We start from the raw sequence: 17,876 nt of genomic DNA, 5'->3' as shown, positions 1-17,876 counted from the left end.
GGGAAGACCGCGGGACCGCCGTGCGGCGTGGCGATGGTGAGGCAGCGGCTGTCGTACCGGTGCGGTGGCGGGTCAGTCGCTCTCGTCCACGAACTTGTAGTAGCTCGCGCGGAATCGTTGCAGCAGGGCGCGCATGAACTCCGGGCCGGCCTCCGGCGACACCCGGTGCGCGCCGGCCGGCACGCCGTTGTCGTAGAAGTCCTGTGCGACCGCACCCCACTCCGGATCGAGAATGGTCAGCGACACCGGTTGGCCGGGCTGCCAATTGAACTCGGCCACCCGATGTTTGGTGTGCTTGGCGAACGTGTACAGCGCCACCCTGGTCGCCGCCTGCTCGGTCATGCCTGCCTCCTGGTTCACCACGGCCCACTCAATGCGGGCTCGGCGGGCGGAAGGCGTTCCACGCCTCGCCCGTGATCGTGCCCCGGGCACGGATCTCGTTGAAACGGTCCATCGCACCGGACAGCGCCTGCTCACTCAGGCCGGTGCCGCGCAGCCGGTCGGCCAGCACCGCCGGGTCGGTGTCCTGGAGCCGGGCCATCGTCTCCGGGCTCAGCGGCCGGTTCATCTGCTGTGTCACGAAGTCCGAGCGCAACGGCTCGGCGTTCGACTCGGGGAACGAGTAACCGTGGTCGATGGCGACCAGCCGGCCGTCGGGCCCGGTCAGGTAGTTAAGCATGTGCCGGTCGGTGTTGCCGCTGATGTAGTCGAGGACCGCCATCCGCTCGCCCTCGGCGGTCGAGTAGGCGTTGGCGGGGCGGCCCGGGGTCACGTTCTCCACGAACTCCTGCATCGACCCGGCCCCGTGCGGCCCGTCCCAGCGCGCCGTCGTCGGCACCAGCCCGAAGCCCAGATCCTCGTCCAGGCGCGAGGCGGCGACCTCACGCGGGGCCAGCTCGTTCTCCGGAATGCTGGAACGCACCTGGACGAACTCGTTCTCCGGCACGTTCGGCTTGTAGACGCCGCGCGTACCGTCGGTGAACGTGACCTCGTACGCGTCGTTGACGTGTCCGCCGGGGTCGAGTTCGACCATGCTGTGGACCTCCCTGCCGAGCAGCCGCAACTCGGCCTCGCTCGCATGATCGGGCATCAGCGGATCGGCGTTGGAGCCGGAGTCCGGTGCGGCAATCCCGTCGGGGTCCGTCGGCTCTTCACCACCGTGCGACGTGCCACCGTCGTGCGACGTGCCGCCATCGTGCGACGTGCCACCGTCGTGCGACGTGCCGCCATCGTGGCCCGGCCCACCGCCGGCTGGCCCCGGCTCGCGGTCGAAGTCGGGTGGCCAGTCGTCCTGCCGGGCCCACGGCGGCGGCTGCCCGCCCCCGGCCGGATCCGTGTAACCGCGCGCACCCGGGCCGGGGGCCGGCATGTCGGTGGAGCTCGACCCGCCAGGGGTACGCCGGAGACCGCTCAGCGCCGTCCGGAGGGTGTCGAGCAGTTCGCCGAGCTTGGACAGGATCGGCCGCAGGCGGCTGACGCTGCGGGCCAGCGCCGTGAGGAGCCCGGTGACCTTGGCGGCCCACTTGGCGACAAGCGAGGAGACCTGCGCCGCGACCAGCGGAGTGGCCGCGCCCAGGGTCAGGCCGGCCTCGGCGAGCCACACCCACAGCCGGACGGCGAGGACCGAGACGAAGTCGGCGATCAGATCCCGGACCAGCTCCCGGACCAGCGCCACGAGCAGGCCCGCGCCCTCGACGACGGTGCCGATCAGATCGGTGGCGTCCGCCAGGCCGGCGAGGTGGCGCAGGTGCTGGTCGCTGTAGCGGCGGTACGCCTCGGACGCGGGACCCGTCCAGGTGGCGATCTCGGTGCGGACCGCCTCGGACAGGGCGGTGGCCTGATCGCTGACGTGTCGGGAGACGTTGTGCCACGTCTGCGCGTACGCGGTGATCTGGTCCGGGTCGCCGGCCAGCCAGTCGAGGGCGTCGGAGAGCGGCTTGACGTGCTCGATGAGCCAGGCGACTCCCCACGAGACGACCGACCCGATGGGGTCGACGCAGGTCGCCAGCACCTCCATCGACGTGCCGACGCCGCCGATGGTCAAGTCGACCCAGGAGCCGCTCTCGATGCCGTTGCGCAGGTCGACCAGGCTCTCGACGAGGCCGACGCCGCTGTACGCGGTGGTGGTGTCCTGCCGGGCGGCGATCAGCGGGTTCGCCACGTCGGTGCTCATCGGTGCATCCGTCCGAGGGAGGCCGAGATCGTTCCGTCCGTGTGGTGGTAGGCGTCCACAGTCCCGTCGAGCGCACCGGCCGCGCTGTGCAACGCCTCCTGCGCCGCCGCGAGCGCGTCCACGGCCGGGCCCTGGAGGAAGTCCAACAGGAAGGGCAGCGCCTGGCAGACAGGCAGGTGCCCGTACGCGTCCCCGCCCATCTGCACGTACGCGGCCGCGTCGTGTGCGGCGCCGATCCCCCCGGAGATCCGGTCGACGGAACGGGCGTGCGCGGTCACCGCCGCAGTGGTGACCTCGAACCCGGCTGCCTCAGCGCCCACGGTCACCCCACCCGGCGTACCCCGGCTCGTCTTCCTCGGTCACCTCGGGGAAGCGCGACTCGTAGCTGCCGACGACGGCGCGGGCGGTCTCGGAGTCGGCGCCGACGGTCTCCGCCGCGGCCTCCGCCACCTGCGGGGCCAGCCGCCCCTGCGCCCGGCGCATCACCGCCAGCACCTCGGCGGCGATCTCGTCCGCCCGCCAGCTGAGCACCCGATGGTCGAGTCGGAGGTCGGTCATGGCCCCGGACGCGGCGACGGTCACCTGGACCGCGCCGTCCGCACCCTCGGCTGTCGCCGACATCGCCGCCACCCGGTCGGACAACTCCTGTGCCCGGGCGGCCCGCTCGGAGATGCCCGCCGACCAGGAGGCGACGAACCGCTCGGTCGCCGCGTCGAAGTCACCGCTGGGAAACTGCGCCATCAGACCTCCCCCGTGTGACGGCTGCCGGCCGCCTCCAGGGTCAGCCTGACGCGGCGCGGCCAGCACACGATACGCCCTGACTCTCCGACATGGAGTCCGCCGACGGGGAGGTGGGGGACACCCGCCCGGTCCAACCGGTCCGACTGGTGCGGTGTGCCAGGGGCGAGCCGGGGTAGCGGTAGGGGAGACGGCGAGTTCCTGAGGAGGACAAGATGACCGAGCCCAGGTACGTACCGATCGGGTTGGCCGCCGCCGGGCGGTTGACCGAGGACGACGGCGACGGCGCCACCTCCGGCGGGGAGGTCGTCGGCGCGGACGACGCGGCGGCGGACGCCGCCCGGGCCGGTGCCGACGTGGACCTGTCCCGTGCGAACCGCGACGGTGACGGCACCCCGGTCGGAAGGGCGGACGCCGAGGCCGACCGCGATCGCGCCGCCCGCGACGGGTGACCGCTACGAGCCAGCAGCCGCCGCGCCCCGCAGCCCTTCGGCTGCGGGGCGTTCGGTTCCGGGCACGACCCGCCGCCGTGGCGGGCGGCATGGTGCAGGCCGCCCGGCTCCGGCAGGAGGAATCAGCGACGCGCCCGTTCCGGTGCGGCGGTGTCCAGCGGCACGGCCGTGCCGGGCACGAGTCCGAGTTGGACGCTGGGTCGGGAGCCGACGGCGGCGAAGAGCCAGTCGGCGACGGTGCGGGCACGGTTGGCGGGCAGGGACAGCAGGTGGTAGCCGCGTGCCACGGCGCGGGCCGGCAGCCCGGACAGCGGCACGTGCAGCGGGTTGGCGGTGGCCTGCCAGCCACCGAGGTCGACCACGAAACCGAGGTCGCGGTGGCGGTACGGGCGGCGTCGACCGACGCCGTACGAGGCGGCGATGTTGTCGGCGGCGAGCCGGCCCTGTCGGACGGCGTGCTGGGCGGTCATCGGCGTGATCTCACCGGGTCGCGCCGGGTCCGGTACGGCGGCCGCGTCGCCGCAGGCGAGGATCTCCGGGTGGCCGGGCACGGCGAGGTATTCGTCGACAGTGACCCGCCCCCTGGTGGTGGGCAGGCCGGTCGCCCCGACGAGCGGGTCGGGTCGCACCCCGACGCACCACACCAGGGTGCGGGACGCCACGAACCGGCCGTCGGACAGGTGGACGCCGTCGGCGGTGGCCTCGGTGACCGACGTACCCAGGCACACCTCGATCCCGCGCTCGCGCAGGACCCGCCCCGCGACCCGGGACATGCGGTCGGCGAGCCCGGGCAGGACGCGGTCGGCGGTGTCCAGCAGCAGCCAGCGCGGGCGGATCCCGCTGAGTCTCGGGTGGTGGCGGATGATCTCGTCAGTGAACAGTTGGCCCTGGGCGGCGACCTCGGTGCCGGTGTAGCCGGCGCCGACCACCACGAAGGTGCAGCGGGCCTCCCGTTCGACCGGGTCGTCGGTGGCGTCGGCCATCTCGATCTGCTGGATCAGCCGTTCGCGCAGGTGCAGGGCCTCGGGGATGCCACGGAAGCCGTGGGCGTGGTCGGCGACGCCGGGGATCGGGAGCAGCTTGTTGACGCTGCCGGCGGCGAGGACCAGCCGGTGGTACGCGAGCCGGCCGGGGCGTCCCTCGGGGTCCGCGTAGGAGACGGTACGACCGTCGGTGTCGATGCCGTCGACCTCACCGAGGACCACCCGTACGCCGGGCAGGGTGTCGGCCAGCGGCACGGTGACCCGGCGCGGGTCGAGCACCCCGCCGGAGACCTCCGGCAGCAGCGGCAGGTACAGGAAGTAGTCGGTCGGATTCACCAGCACCACGTCGGCGGCGCCACGGGCGACGCCTGTCAGCCGGCGGGCGGCGTGGAAGCCGGCGAATCCCGCGCCGACGATGACGATCCTGGGTCGGGCCATGACGGATCCCCTCGGTGATCGGCTGTCGTTCCTCGGTCCCGAGCAAGAGGTAACCCCGCTCCTGCGGCGGAAACCTGTCCAGCGGCAGCTTCTCGGATCTCCCGCCGAAACGGGCGTTTGGTGTCCTGCTGGCGCGGGCACGTCACCCGGAACAGTCGATGAGAGGAGCGACGATGCCGGCACGGAAGGACATGCCCAGCACCCTGAAGCGATCCCCGAAGAAGGCACAGGACACCTACGCGGAGGCGCACGACTCGGCTGTCGACTCGTACGGCGAGGGCGAGCGCGCCCACCGCACGGCGTTCGCGGCGGTCAAGCACTCCTTCGAGAAGGTGGGCGACCACTGGGAGCCGAAGGGCGAGAAGGGGCCGAGCGACGAGAAGGCCGCCGGCGGCCGTGGTTCCTCCGGCAGAACCGCCGGTGGGGTCGACGCCAACGCCAGCAAGGAACACCTGATGGGCGTGGCGAGGAAGCTCGACATCCGTGGCCGGTCCCGGATGCGGAAGTCCGACCTCGTCGAGGCCATCCGCAAGGCCAGCAACAACAGCACCCGCAAGGCCCGCGGCAGATAGCCGCAGCGGAGCGCGGGTGTCCGCGGCGCTCCGGTGGCCCAGCGCTCAGGTGTCCCGGGCGGCCCGGTCGACGAGGGTCTGGGCCACGTGGCGGAGCTTGCGGTTGGAGTCCTGCGAGACCTTCGACAGGATCGCGAACGCCTCGTCAGCAGTGCAGCGGCGTTCGGCCATGATGATGCCCTTGGCCTGTTCGATGACGGCGCGGCTGGCCATCGCCTCCTGCATCTGGTGGGCGAGGGTGGCGGTGCTGTCGTAGAGGTGCGCGTTGGCGAGGGCGACGGCGGCGTACGCGGCGAAGGTCTGTAGCACGGTGATGGTGTCGTCGTCGAAGGCGTGCGGGGTGCGGGCGTAGACGTTCAGCGCTCCGACGACCGCCTCCTGGATCGGCAGGCCGACCGACACGGAACTGCCCAGCCCCGCCGCCCGTCCGAGTTCGGCCCATTCGGGCCACCGGTCCTCGGCGGGGAGGTCGGGCACGGACAGGATGCTCCCGCCGGCGGCGGCCTCCAGGCACGGGCCGCGCCAGTGCGCGTACTGCCGCTCGTCCATCTCGAAGGCCAGGTCGTCGGTGAACGCAGCGGTGTGCCCGGTCCCGCCGCGAACCAGCGTGACGGACACCTCCACCGGCGGGGACAGCACCCGTTTGGTCAGTTCCGCGACGCGTTGCAGGACGTCGTCGAGCCTCATCTCCCCGAGCCTGATGCGACCGAGTTCGGCGAAGGCGTCGGCGGGGTCCATCGGCGGGCGGGGCATGTCACCAGGTCCTCGGGGCCGGCGCGCCCGCCACCAGAATCGGACCGGGGAGATGAGGGCACGCGGATGGCGGCCCACACGAGGCGGACCGCTGCACGGACCCACCGGGGCGGATTCGGGACCAACGCCGTTGCTTGACGCCGATTCGCCACACCCGATACGGCGGATGTGAGCTACAGGCCCGTCACGATACTCCCGCCTCGGTCAGGTGCCCCCAACGACAAGGCGGCGGCCGGCCGCTCACCTGAGCGGCCGGCCGCCACGAATCGCGTACGGGACCTCGTGCGGACGTCAGCCCGTCAGCCGCGGATCCACTGCTGGTTGCTGCCACCGGTGCAGGTCCAGATCTGGACGGCGGTGCCGTTGGCGGTGCCCGCGGCGTTGACGTCCAGGCAGAGCCCCGACGCGACCCCGGTGATCGTGCCGTCGGCGTTGACGCGCCACTGCTGGGCACCACCGCCGTTGCAGGTCATGATCCGTGCGCGGCTCCCCGCTGCGGTACCCGCCGCGTCGAGGCACTTGTTGCCGTAGACGGTCAGTTGGTTGCTCGCGGTAAGCGTCCACTGCTGGTTGGCGCCGCTGTTGCAGTCCCAGATCTGCACGACCGAGCCGTCGGCCTGGCTGGCACCGTTGACGTCCAGGCACCGGTTGGAGCCCGCCCCCCGGATCGCCGTGGTCGCACCCGGATTCCCGGAGCTGCCGACCGGCGTGATGGTGAGGTTGTCGAACTGGGCGGTGACTCCCTGACCCGTGCCGTACCCGATCTGGCCGGCGACCCAGGTCGAGTCGGAGACCGTGCCGACGGTGTTGCCGTCGATGGCCGCGGTGAGGGTGCTCCCGTTGAGCGTCAGCGACAACTTGTGCCAGCGGCCGGTGCCCAGCGCCGAGGTGTTTCCGCTGGCCAGCGTGCGCCAGTTGCCGCTTGTGTTGTTGCTCCGGATGGACCACGCGCCACCGTCGGTCACCCGGAAGTAGTAGCCGTTGAGGTTCTGCGGCCCCTGGTGGTTGTACGTGTTGGCGCGACCGATGAGCTGCGCGTAGCCGGACTTCTCCAGCAGCACGTCCGAGGAGACCGTGTAGTTGCGCCACGACAGGTCACCCAGCAGGGTGTACGGCTCGGCCTGGCCGGACGTCCAGAAGATCGGCGTCTGCTCCGACATCTGGCGTACGCACTGGCCCGCGCGACCGGCCGCGCAGCCGGCGATCTCGAACGAACCCTGCTGGTCCATCAGGTACTTCGCCTCGCGCCCGACGGCGTAGCTGTCGAAGGTGTCGCTGTACGGCAGCTGCAGGTTGCCCGAAGCCGGGCTGGTCGCCGTGCTCTTACCCTGACCGGTGGTGGTGGTGATGCTGTAGACGTAGCCGGGCTGGACGGTGAGCGAGAAGCGCCCGCCGCTCGGCGTGATGTCGCTGCCCCGGACGAAGTGGTCGGCGGTGTTGTTCGACCGGACGTTCGTCGACCAGACGTGCACGGCGCCGGTGGACAGGCCTCCGGTGACTGTGAAGTCGAGGGTCTGCGCGGAGCCGGCGTCCATCGTCTCGATGATGGTGCTGTAGTCGCTGTTGTTCGTGGACTTCAGCGAGACGTAGCTGCCGTTGTTGCGGTTGCCGCCGATGTAGCCGCTCGAGGAGTCGAGGTAGCGCCAGCCCGGGGCGGTGAACTGGGTCGTCTGCGCCATCACCCAGGTGTTCTTGCCGATGGAGTACGCGCCGGACCAGGGCTGCTGGGCCACCGCCACGCCCGTGGTCGCCCAGGGGATGTTCGGGGTGATGGCGGCGATGGCGGGCCAGTTGATGTAACCGGTCATCTTGCCGTCGATGTAGCCGCGGTTGATGCCCCGGGCGAGGGCCTGCGCTCCGGCGTTGTAGTCGTCGGAGCCGTTCTCGCTGGCCCAGAGCTGCTTGCCTGTGGACACGGCGTTGCCGGAGCTGGGGCAGCTGGTCTGGGCGCTGCGGTAGCCGCAGACGTAGTGGCTGCCGAAGACCTGTACGGCGTTGGCGAACGCCGGGTCGCGAAGCGATTCGTCGGCGGCGCCCCAGCCGAAGTCGTCCGAGGCGACGATCTTCACGCTGCTGTAGCCGTGGGAGTTGAGGGCGGAGCGGAGGTTCTTGTACCAGCCGGCGTTGTAGCCCTTCTCGTTCCACCCGCCGAGGTAGTTGATGGTCAGCCCGTGGGTGGCCGCGCAGTCCAGCCAGGCCACCAGGTAGTCGATCGAGTCCTGGGACCAGAAGTTGCGGTTCCCGATCCAGCCCGGCGCTCCCCAGGCCAGGCCCGCCAGGGCGATGTTGGCGTTGCGCGACCTCGCCTGCTCCATCAGCCACCACTCGTAGCCCCGGTTGCAGTTGATGCTGCCCCGGGTGTGCTCGTGGCTGGGCTCCGCGCCGGACGTGGAGTTGGTGTCCCCGCCGATCTCGGTCTTCAGCAGCTGCATGGCAGCGCCGCGGCCCGGCTTGAACAGGTAGTCCAGGATGTCACTGCGCTGGGGCTCCGGGTAGTCGATAAGCAACCGGCTGTTGCCGCCACCGCCACTGACCGCGCCGATCCCGTCGAGCGCCCGTCCACCGGACCCACCGTTGATCGTGATGGCGGTTGCCGCCTGGGCGGGGGAGGCGAATCCGGTCAGCACGGCTGCCGCCAGCACCACCGCCCCCGCTAACGATGCGGCCAACCGACGCGGACGCCACGTGCTCCGCCACGACCGGCCGCGCGGCCCGTAGTCGTCAGTGCTGTGCCGATGATTCTCTCTGTCGAACATCTGGCTCGCCTCCCCAGGCTTTTCGGCCCCGGAGCCGTACGGCGCATCGAGCTGCCGTACCGCGAAGGAGGCCGCCTATCGAAGATCTTTAATGAAAAGACGTCATATGTTAAGCACCGGATCGATCGGCGGTCAACGCCCTGTGAACAGCCGTTTCGTCGATCGGGTGCTCGACCCCCGGCGGCAGGGTCGCCGAGATTTGGGCCGATAGATCTGATGAATTTCGGTCGGGCGGAGCCGGCGGCCGCTCCGAGTGGTTCGGCCGCCGGCTCGTGCCCGTGCAGATCCCTACCGATGCCCGGCTGGGCTCAGCTGCGGCTCCATCGTTGGTTGGCCGCGCCGTTGCAGTCCCAGATCTGGACGCGCGTGCCGTTGGCCGTACCGTTGCCGACCACGTCCAGACACCGGCCCGAACCGACACCTGTGATCGAGCCGTCGGCGTTGGACCGCCACCGCTGGTTGGGCTGGCCGTTGCAGTCCCAAATGATCACCGAGCTGCCGTTCGCGGTGCCGGCGCCGTTGACGTCAAGGCACTTGCCACCGAAGACGCGCAGCTCCCCGGCCGCGGTCGAGGTCCAGCTCTGGTTGCTCTGACCGTGGCAGTCCCAGATGATCGCTGCCGCGCCGTTGGTCTGCGTGGCGCCGTTGACGTCGAGGCACCGCCCGGAGCTTCCGTTGCGCAGGGCCGACGTGCCGCTCGGCGGCGGGGTGGTGGTAGGGCTTGCCGTCGGCGACACGGTAGGGGTCGGCGTGGGATCGGTGCTGCCGAACTGGGTGAAGAACCTCCACACCTCACCCTTGGTCCAGGTCCGGGCGCCGCTGTCGCCGCCGCCGTCCACCGGGCCGGGGCCGTGCCCGCCGTCGAAGGCTGCCCACACCACCGGGTAGCCGGATCGGCAGCCGGAGTAGGTGGTGGTGATGTGGGTCAGGCTGCCCGCCCTCGGCTCGGGCGGGTTCTGCGCGGTGCACCCGTTGTTGCGGACGAACCTGTCCCGCAGGGACCGTCCGGCGGAGATGTTGAGCACCGGGTCCCCGATGCCGTGAATGCCCATGTACGCGATCGGCTGGGTGCCGCCGCTGCATCCGCTGAGCTGCCCGCCGGAGTAGACCGCGACGGCGCGGAAGACGCCGGCCCGGGAGCAGGCAAGCGAGTAGCTCATGCCTCCGCCGTAGCTGAAGCCGAGCGCGAAGAGCTGCGTCGTGTCGACGCACAGGTCCGCCTCGATCAGGCTGATCATGTTGTCGACGAAGGTGACGTCCTGGCCGTTGGGGTTGGCCCAGCCGTTGCCGTTGCCCTGGGGGGCGACGAAGATGGTGCTGTTGTTCGCCTGCTGCCGCAGCCCGTAGTAGGACCAGGCCGCCCCGTCCGACCCGCCGCCGTCGACGTCGTTCATGGTGCCGCCGTTCCAGTGGAACCCGAAGATCAACCGGTACGGGTGGTTCCGGTCGTAGTTGTCGGGGATCCGCAGGATGAAGCTACGGTTCTGGCCGCTGCTCTGGATGGACCGTTGACCGCTTGTCAACGTGGGCGCCTTGCCGCACCCGGCGGTCGCCGCGGCCGGTGTCATGTCCGCGGCCGACGCGGTGGTGCTCAGACCGCCGGTCAGTGCCGTCACGCCCACTGTCGCGACGAGAAGCGCCGCCGTCGCGAGTGAACCAAGGATGGGTCTACGTCTTGTCATGATGGGGCTCCCGCCACTCGGCACGAACTGATTCAGGTGTAGGGGTCCACGGCGACTCCTGCACCGCCACGGCATGCCACTCCTGGTCGCCCCCGCCGGCCACACTCACCGTGGATGAAACTCCGGAAGGCGAGGCGGCCACGGCACCCGGCCGGCTCATCGCCAGAGCCTCTCGCCACTGGTCTCGCTGCCCGGGCGTGACCAGGTGGTCGTCGAGTCGCTGGTGGCCCACACCGTGCGCGCCCGAACACCACGCGACCGACAGTCGGACGGCGCCGGAGCACACGCCTCGGCGTCGAATCGATTCGGCCCGACGCTAGATCGCACAGTGAAATATGTCAATGCCGTGTCCGGCAGGTTGCGGCCCGGAGACCCGTGCGATGGCGGCCAGCCGTGCCGTCGCGCCGACCGGCACCTGACGACGCGCCGCGGTGTCGGCGTCCAGTACGACCGGCCGCCGCGCCGCGGGGAGAAATCAGGACTCGGAGGGCTTCCTGGCGGCCTGGTCGACGAGGGCCTGGGCCACGTCGCGGACCTTGCGGTTGGAGTCCTGCGAGACCTTCGACAGGATCGCGAACGCCTCGTCAGCAGTGCAGCGGCGTTCGGCCATGATGATGCCCTTGGCCTGTTCGATGACGGCGCGGCTGGCCATCGCCTCCTGCATCTGGTGGGCGAGGGTGGCGGTGCTGTCGTAGAGGTGCGCGTTGGCGAGGGCGACGGCGGCGTACGCGGCGAAGGTCTGTAGCACGGTGATGGTGTCGTCGTCGAAGGCGTGCGGGGTGCGGGCGTAGACGTTCAGCGCTCCGACGACCGCCTCCTGGATCGGCAGGCCGACCGACACGGAACTGCCCACCCCCGTCTTCAGCCCGCGCTCGGTCCAGTCGGGCCACCGGTCCTCGGCGGGGAGATCGGGGACGGACATGAGGTCGCCGCTGGCAGCGGCGTCGAGGCAGGGGCCCGTTCCCTGGGCGTACTGCCGCTCGTCCATGTCGAGGGCAAGGTCGTCGGTGAACGCAGCGGTGTGCCCGGTGCCGCCGCGAACGAGCGTGACCGACACCTCCACCGGTGTGGAGAGGACGCGTTTGGCGAGCTCGGCGATGCGTTGCAGCACGTCGTCGAGAGCGACCTCACCGAGCTTGATGCGGCCGAGTTCGGCGAAGGCATCAGCGGGGTCCGTCGGCGGGGAGGCCATGGCACCAGGTCCTCACGGCTGGCGCGCCCGTCGTGCAGCAGGAATTGGGCGGGGCGCGGATGGCAGCCCGCCTGTCGCCGGACCGCTGCACGGACCCACCAGGGCGGATTCGGGACCAACGCCGTTGCTCGACGCCGATTCGCCACACCCGGCTAAGGCGGATGCGGACTACAGATTCGCCAGGATATCCCGTCGAGCGGCCGTGGGCGCGAAGTGAGACCGTCCGCCACCTGGGTGGTGTGGACGGCGAAATCGTGGGTAGGGTGGACGACGGGTCAAGACATGTGCCCAGGTCAACCGCTCGCGCGTCTCGATTCCGCAGCGGATCCGACTCACCGATGCACCAGATCGGGAGGCGACATGTCCGTCCTCACCAGACCTGATCGGCACCGCGCTCAACCCGCCAAGCCGATCATGACGCTCGACCTGGACACCGCGGGGCTGGTGCCAGTGATCAGCGTTCGCGGCGAGGTCGACATGAGCACCGCGCACCTTGTCAGCGAGCTGGCCGAACACGTGATCGCCCGGCGTCCCGTACGGCTGGTACTCGACTTCTCCCGGGTGACCTTCTTCAGCGCCCACGGCATCAGCGCCCTGCTGCGGGCACAGCACGCCGCCACCCGCGCAGGGATCACGCTGACCCTGCGCGAGGCCGCCCCCTGCGTGACCCACCTGCTGGTGGCAACCGGCACCCGGATCGACGCGGAGGTGCCGGCAGCACCTCCACCCGAGTCACGCGTGCCCTGCACGAGGCCGGTCTCTGCCTGAATCACCCGCTGGCGGCGACCGCCGCCCGGATGGACCCGGGCGGGCCGGCAACGGTCGCGGGCCGGTGGTCGCACCGCGGATGGCGGTGCCGAAGCCGCGTCAGGTGCGCAGTGTCTGGCTGGGGCTGCTGCCGTAGGCGGCGCGGTAGTCCGTGCTGAAGCGTCCGAGGTGGGTGAAGCCCCAGCGGGTGGCGATCATGGCGACGGTGACACCCGTGGTCGGGTCGGCGGTCTGCAGATCGCGGTGCGCGCGTTCGAGGCGGACCCGGCGGACGTACCGCATCGGGGTGGTGTCGTGGTGACGGCGGAACGCGAGTTGCAGCGCCCGGGCACCCACGCCGGCAGCGGCGGCGATCTCGTCCACCGTGATCGGCTGGCCGGCGTGGTCGTCGACGTAGGTGACAGCCTGGCGTAACGCTCGGGGAGTCACCTCGCCGGCGGGGCGCAGGGCCGCGGTGTGGACGGCGTTGGGGAACACGGCCAGGGCTGTCGCCGCGAGCAGGTGGCGGGCGTTCTCGGTGATCAGTGGGTTGGTCATGAGGGCGGGGCCGGACAGCACTGCCCTGGTCAGATAGGCGAGGGTCTGGGTCCAGTGCCGACCGAGCGCCGCCGAGATCGGCCGGGAGCTGTCGAAGCGCAGCTCCGTAGCGCTGACGCCGGCCTGTACGTGGGCGACCTTCTCCAGCAGGGCGCGGGGAAGGCGGGCGACGAACGTGTCGACGTCGTCGTAGGTGAGGTCCTCGGAGTCGTCCGGCAGGATCAGCATCACGTCCCCGGACCGCATGCGGTACTCGTCCTTGGCCCTGGCGAGTGTGAAGCGGCCACCCATCAGGTGGGCGATGTTCAGGTCGCCGTCCGGGGCCGTCTGAACCTGGGTACGCGCCGAGTAGTGCAGCCGGGTCACGCCGACGTCGGCGAGCGCGGTGGTGGCAGTGCGTAGGCCGGCTCCGTCGCGGCCCTCACCGGAGGACCGCACCTTGATGTCGAGGAAGGTCCGCCGGACGAAGTCGTGCGCCTCGTCGGTGTCACGAGTGGCGTAGCGCTGCCAGTGCGAGCCGGAGTAGAGGTTGCCGTCTGCCATGTCGACGCCTCTCCCAGGACCCCGGACGACCGTTCTGTCCACGATACGCATCATCTTCGCGACAGGCGTAGCGCGCCGCTCGCTTCGATGGCAGTACAGCCCCGGCTGCCGATATGCAGCAGGTGGATCGCCGATCGGGCCTTGCCAGGGCGATCCGGCGGGTGCCCTTGGTCAAGCAGTCGGGCAGGGGCACCCGTGTCCCACCGTTCGCGTCGCCATCCGATGCGGGCGAACATCGGCGACTCCGAACCTATCGACGACCGTGTACGTCTTGGCAGCGGCGCGTGCCTCCGCTACCGTCCATGGGAACGCTCCCACAAAATTGGAAACGTCTATGTGACCAGGAGGCAACACGTCGTGGCTATCCTCTCGTCGCTCCGCCGCAGATCGGCGGTCACCAGCGCGGCGGCCGTCGTGGGCGCCGCCGCCATCGGCGTCTGCCTCGCCGTGAGCAGCGCCTCCGCGGGCACGCTCTCCGGGTCGCTCTACCGCGACCCGAGTTCGGCAGTCATCCGCTGGGTCGCCGCCAACCCCGGCGATTCGCGTGCCGCCGTCATTCGCGACAAGATCGCGAGCCAGCCGCAGGCCCGCTGGTTCGCCAACTTCAACCCGTCGACTGTGCAGTCCGAGGTCTCCGGGTTCATCGGCGCCGCCAACGCGGCGCAGCAGATCCCGGTGCTCGCGGTCTACGAGATCACCAACCGGGACTGCGGCGGCGCCAGCGCCGGTGGTGCGCCGGATCTCAACCAGTACCAGACGTGGGTGTCCAACTTCGCCCGGGGGCTGGGCAACCAGACCGTCATCATCATCCTGGAGACCGACTCCCTGGCCCTCACGACGTGCCTGAGCAGCGGCGAGCTCAACGCCCGTAACCAGGCGATCTCGACGGCCACCCGGACCATCAAGTCGGGCAACCCCAACGCCAAGGTCTACCTCGACGGCGGCCACTCCACCTGGAACAGCGCGGGTGAGACGGCCAACCGGCTCCGGGCCGCAGGCGTGCAGTACGCCGACGGCTTCTTCACCAACGTGTCGAACTTCAACTCCACCTCCAACGAGGCGAACTTCGGCCGGAACGTCATCTCCTCCCTCAACGGCATGGGCCTCTCGGGCAAGCGCCAGGTCATCGACACCAGCCGCAACGGTGGTGCCAGCGGGGACTGGTGCGGCGACGACAACACCGACCGGCGCATCGGCCCGTACCCGACCACCAGCACCGGCGACGCCAACATCGACGCGTACCTCTGGGTGAAGCCGCCGGGGGAGGCGGACGGTTGCCGCTTCACGGCCGGTTCGTTCCAGCCCGACCTGGCCTTCAGCTTGGCCAACGGCGCGCCCAACCCGCCGACGACCGCGCCGCCCACGACCGCGCCGCCGACCACGGCGCCGCCCACGACTGCGCCGCCGACCACGGCGCCGCCCACGACTGCGCCGCCGACCACGGCTCCGCCCACGACCGCGCCGCCCACGACCGCGCCGCCCACCACGCCGCCGCCGACCGGTAACGGCTGCTCCGCCTCGGTGGCGGTCAACCAGTGGAACGGCGGATTCACCGCGAGCGTGACGGTCACCGCCGGCTCCTCGGGCATCAACGGCTGGACCGTGACCATCACGCTGCCCGGCGGCGCCGCGGTCACCGGCGTATGGAGCGCTCAGGCCAGCGGCACCAGCGGCACCGTCCGGTTCACCAACGTGGGCTACAACGGACAGGTCGGCGCCGGGCAGTCGACAAACTTCGGCTTCCAGGGCACCGGCACCGGTCCGGCCGCGGCCATCTGCGCGTCCGTCTGACCCCACCCGACAGTGCAGCGGGCCCGGCGCGGAGGATCACCCTCCGCGCCGGGCCCGCTGCCTTTCTGCGGTACGGACCGGAAGAACCAACGCCATCCTTCGACGGCCAGGATCGCTGTTTCCGGGCTCAGCGGGAGCTGGTCAGCGCTCGATCACCCGCATCTGCTCGTCGGTGTGGTGACCACCCTCGGCGACGGGCAGCGCGGTGAGGGTGGCGACCTGTTCGGCCGTCAGCGTGACGGTGTCCGCCGCGACGTTCTCCTCAACACGGCTCACCCGCTTGGTGCCGGGAATGGGGACGATGTCGTCGCCCTGGGCCAGCAGCCAGGCCAGGGCGACCTGTCCCGAGGTCGCACCCGCCTGGTCGGCGACCGCCTGCACCTGGTCGGCGATGCGCAGGTTGCGCTGGAAGTTCTCCCCGGTGAAGCGCGGGTGGTTCTTGCGGAAGTCGCTGTCGTCGAGGCGCTCGACGTCCGCCGGGGACCGCAGGGCGCCGGTGAGGAAGCCGCGGCCGAGCGGGGAGTACGCCACCAGCCCGATGCCCAGCTCGCGCAGCACGGGAAGGAGCTGTTCCTGGTCACGGGTCCACAGCGAGTACTCCGACTGCAGAGCGGTGACCGGGTGCACGGCGTGGGCACGCCGGATGGTGTCGACCCACGCCTCGGACAGGCCCACGTAGCGGATCTTGCCCTCCTGCACCAGGGCCGCGAGCGCGCCCATGGTGTCCTCGATCGGGGTGCTCTGGTCGACGCGGTGCTGGTAGTACAGGTCGATGTGGTCGGTGTCGAGGCGCTTGAGCGAGCCCTCGACCGCAGTGCGAATGTTGTCCGGGCTGCTGTCCAGGCCGCCCGGGACGCGGCCGTCGTGCGAGATGAGGCCGAACTTGGTGGCCAGTACGACCTGGTCGCGGCGGCCCCGCAGGGCGCGGCCGACAAGTTCCTCGTTGGTGTACGGGCCGTAGATCTCCGCGGTGTCGATCAGGGTGACACCCAGTTCGAGAGCCCGGTGAATGGTGCGGATCGACTCGGCATCGTCGCTGCCGGCGCCGCTGTAGCCGTGCGACATTCCCATCGCACCCAGCCCGATGCGGGCAACCTCAAGCTCACCCAACTTCACCGTACGCATGCTGTTCTCCCTGTCGTTCGTCGGTCCCTCGAGCACACACCGCTGTGAGGTCTCCGAGGAGCCCCTCCGCAAACCTCGCGGTCCGGGATCACCTCATCCACGGGACCTGCTGCACAAGGCGGGTCACGGGACTCAAGAGTGAGCAGCGGGTTGCCCGACCAACTGTCGCTCGGAATCGTGACCGGCAGTTCCGAGCTCTCGCCGTCGTCTGCGAGACAGCTCGTGGCAGGCGAGCAACGCGAACGCTCCGGCCGTCAGCAGCCCTCCGAACAACGGGATGACGCGCACCCCGGCAGTCGCCAACAGGCCCGCACCGATGAGCGAGCCGGCCGCGAGGCCGAGGTTGAACGCGACGCTGAGGCTGGCCGACGCCATGTCGGTGGTCGACGGAGTCACCTGCATGATGCGGTGCTGGAGCCCCGCGATCAGCGAGCTGAACGACATTCCCGCCACGGCGAGCAACGGAATCGTCAATGCCTTGTGCGTGCCGACACCGTAGAGGCCGAGCATCGCGGCAGTGAGGAGCCCGAGCAGACCCAGCACCACACCGAGCGGAAAACGGTCCAGGACCCGACCGGCAGCCCAGGTGCCGACGACGCCGAACGAACCTTGGACGAAGAGCAGCACGCCGAGGGATGCGGCGGCGAACCCGCTGACGTCGAGGAGGAAGACGGTCATGTAGGTGAACGCGCCCATGGCGCCGGTGACCGCGAGGACGGTGGCGACGAGGAGCACGGCGAAGCGATGTCGATCAGGCATCGACCCGATGTCGCCGGCACTGTCCTGCGGTGTGACGCTCGGCAGGAGCAGGACGACCGCGACGCAGATGACGAAGCCGAGAATGGCCATCGCGACGAAGGCGGCCCGCCACCCGGCCTGACCGCCCAACCAGGTGCTCAGCGGCACGCCGAGAACCGGGCCGAGCGCGTTGCCGATCGACAGCCGAGCCACGATGCGGCCTCGGATGTTCGCGGGGAACATCGAGATCGCCACGGGGAACACCACGGCCCAGAAGACACCGTTGGTGGTGGCGGACACCAGCCGCGCGGCGAGCAACATCTCGTAGGAGGTTGCGAAGGCCGACACCGTCGTCGCCGCGGCGAACACACCGAGGGTGCCGGCGAGCAGCGGACGCCGGGGCACTCGCCGAGTCACCCGGGTCAGCGGGAGCGCCACGATCATGACCACCACGGCGTACCCGGTCACCAGCAGACCGGCCTCGGACCTCGAGCGCCCCAGGTCCGGCGCGATGAGCGTGAGCAGCCCGATCGGGAGCACCTCGGTGGTGACGTAACAGAAGGTGGCGGCGGACAACGCGGCGAGGGCATAGACCGCGCGTCGTTGGTGCGTCATCGGCTACCTCCGAGATCCAG

The 17,876-nt window shown here is 70.6% G+C and carries 16 protein-coding genes; 4 read left to right on the top strand and 12 right to left on the bottom strand.

Annotation, left to right across the window (positions count from 1 at the left end; all coding sequences use genetic code 11):
- Nucleotides 1-72: 72 nt before the first annotated feature.
- From ACGFIE_RS01375 to ACGFIE_RS01360, 4 genes are read right to left on the bottom strand one after another with little or no spacing between them, the layout of a single operon-like run.
- Entirely contained in the window at nucleotides 73-342 is a 270-nt protein-coding gene (locus ACGFIE_RS01375) for a hypothetical protein (RefSeq protein ID WP_357124207.1), read from the bottom strand.
- 28 nt (nucleotides 343-370) lie between these two features.
- Nucleotides 371-2,173, bottom strand: coding sequence for a hypothetical protein (locus ACGFIE_RS01370; protein WP_393289855.1), 1,803 nt, complete (start codon nucleotides 2,171-2,173; stop codon nucleotides 371-373).
- The gene (locus tag ACGFIE_RS01365) at nucleotides 2,170-2,493 is read right to left on the bottom strand and encodes an ESX-1 secretion-associated protein (protein WP_393289852.1); all 324 of its coding nucleotides are present in this window, start codon (nucleotides 2,491-2,493) and stop codon (nucleotides 2,170-2,172) included. The genes ACGFIE_RS01370 and ACGFIE_RS01365 overlap by 4 nt, the downstream gene beginning before the upstream one ends.
- Complete coding sequence (locus ACGFIE_RS01360; protein WP_363684999.1) at nucleotides 2,483-2,914, bottom strand: YbaB/EbfC family nucleoid-associated protein; 432 nt, start codon at nucleotides 2,912-2,914, stop codon at nucleotides 2,483-2,485. Before ACGFIE_RS01360 ends, ACGFIE_RS01365 begins: the two co-directional genes overlap by 11 nt.
- A 212-nt stretch (nucleotides 2,915-3,126) precedes the next feature.
- On the opposite strand from ACGFIE_RS01360, the gene ACGFIE_RS01355 reads away from it, so the two are divergent.
- On the top strand, nucleotides 3,127-3,363 hold the full coding sequence (locus tag ACGFIE_RS01355) for a hypothetical protein (protein ID WP_363685001.1): 237 nt from the start codon (nucleotides 3,127-3,129) through the stop codon (nucleotides 3,361-3,363).
- A 122-nt stretch (nucleotides 3,364-3,485) separates the two neighbouring features.
- Here the strand turns inward: ACGFIE_RS01355 and ACGFIE_RS01350 are convergent, their stop codons facing one another.
- Nucleotides 3,486-4,784, bottom strand: a complete 1,299-nt coding sequence (locus tag ACGFIE_RS01350; RefSeq protein ID WP_393289850.1) for an NAD(P)/FAD-dependent oxidoreductase — start codon at nucleotides 4,782-4,784, stop codon at nucleotides 3,486-3,488.
- A 173-nt stretch (nucleotides 4,785-4,957) separates the two neighbouring features.
- Between ACGFIE_RS01350 and ACGFIE_RS01345 the strand changes: the two genes are divergently transcribed.
- Complete coding sequence (locus tag ACGFIE_RS01345; RefSeq protein ID WP_393289848.1) at nucleotides 4,958-5,356, top strand: ChaB family protein; 399 nt, start codon at nucleotides 4,958-4,960, stop codon at nucleotides 5,354-5,356.
- 45 nt (nucleotides 5,357-5,401) lie between these two features.
- Here ACGFIE_RS01345 and ACGFIE_RS01340 read toward each other — a convergent pair whose 3' ends face one another.
- The 4 genes from ACGFIE_RS01340 to ACGFIE_RS01325 all read right to left on the bottom strand — a co-directional run bounded on the left by ACGFIE_RS01340 (nucleotide 5,402) and on the right by ACGFIE_RS01325 (nucleotide 11,739).
- On the bottom strand, nucleotides 5,402-6,109 hold the full coding sequence (locus tag ACGFIE_RS01340) for a GAF and ANTAR domain-containing protein (RefSeq protein WP_393289846.1): 708 nt from the start codon (nucleotides 6,107-6,109) through the stop codon (nucleotides 5,402-5,404).
- Nucleotides 6,110-6,408: 299 nt separating this feature from the next.
- On the bottom strand, nucleotides 6,409-8,865 hold the full coding sequence (locus ACGFIE_RS01335) for a ricin-type beta-trefoil lectin domain protein (protein WP_393289844.1): 2,457 nt from the start codon (nucleotides 8,863-8,865) through the stop codon (nucleotides 6,409-6,411).
- Between the two features lie 308 nt (nucleotides 8,866-9,173).
- Nucleotides 9,174-10,547: a lectin gene (locus tag ACGFIE_RS01330; protein ID WP_363685009.1), complete on the bottom strand. Its 1,374-nt coding sequence runs from the start codon at nucleotides 10,545-10,547 to the stop codon at nucleotides 9,174-9,176.
- A 475-nt stretch (nucleotides 10,548-11,022) separates the two neighbouring features.
- Nucleotides 11,023-11,739 carry a GAF and ANTAR domain-containing protein gene (locus tag ACGFIE_RS01325; protein ID WP_393289842.1) on the bottom strand — a complete coding sequence of 239 codons (717 nt, stop codon included), beginning with the start codon at nucleotides 11,737-11,739 and terminating at the stop codon, nucleotides 11,023-11,025.
- A gap of 360 nt (nucleotides 11,740-12,099) precedes the next feature.
- Between ACGFIE_RS01325 and ACGFIE_RS01320 the strand changes: the two genes are divergently transcribed.
- Nucleotides 12,100-12,507: an STAS domain-containing protein gene (locus ACGFIE_RS01320; RefSeq protein WP_393289839.1), complete on the top strand. Its 408-nt coding sequence runs from the start codon at nucleotides 12,100-12,102 to the stop codon at nucleotides 12,505-12,507.
- Nucleotides 12,508-12,606: 99 nt separating this feature from the next.
- On the opposite strand, the gene ACGFIE_RS01315 is transcribed toward ACGFIE_RS01320, so the two are convergent.
- The gene (locus ACGFIE_RS01315; protein WP_393289836.1) at nucleotides 12,607-13,587 is read right to left on the bottom strand and encodes a helix-turn-helix transcriptional regulator; all 981 of its coding nucleotides are present in this window, start codon (nucleotides 13,585-13,587) and stop codon (nucleotides 12,607-12,609) included.
- A 357-nt stretch (nucleotides 13,588-13,944) separates the two neighbouring features.
- Between ACGFIE_RS01315 and ACGFIE_RS01310 the strand changes: the two genes are divergently transcribed.
- Nucleotides 13,945-15,378, top strand: a complete 1,434-nt coding sequence (locus tag ACGFIE_RS01310) for a glycoside hydrolase family 6 protein (protein ID WP_393289833.1) — start codon at nucleotides 13,945-13,947, stop codon at nucleotides 15,376-15,378.
- Nucleotides 15,379-15,519: 141 nt separating this feature from the next.
- Here ACGFIE_RS01310 and ACGFIE_RS01305 read toward each other — a convergent pair whose 3' ends face one another.
- Nucleotides 15,520-16,503, bottom strand: coding sequence for an aldo/keto reductase (locus tag ACGFIE_RS01305; protein ID WP_393289831.1), 984 nt, complete (start codon nucleotides 16,501-16,503; stop codon nucleotides 15,520-15,522).
- 132 nt (nucleotides 16,504-16,635) lie between these two features.
- Nucleotides 16,636-17,856, bottom strand: coding sequence for an MFS transporter (locus tag ACGFIE_RS01300; protein ID WP_393289829.1), 1,221 nt, complete (start codon nucleotides 17,854-17,856; stop codon nucleotides 16,636-16,638).
- Nucleotides 17,857-17,876 lie beyond the last annotated feature (20 nt).

The organism is Micromonospora sp. NPDC049275 (genome assembly GCF_043197115.1).
GTDB lineage: Bacteria > Actinomycetota > Actinomycetes > Mycobacteriales > Micromonosporaceae > Micromonospora.
The sequence above is the reverse complement of the archived record's forward strand: the minus strand, read 5'-3'. Positions and strand labels throughout refer to the sequence as shown.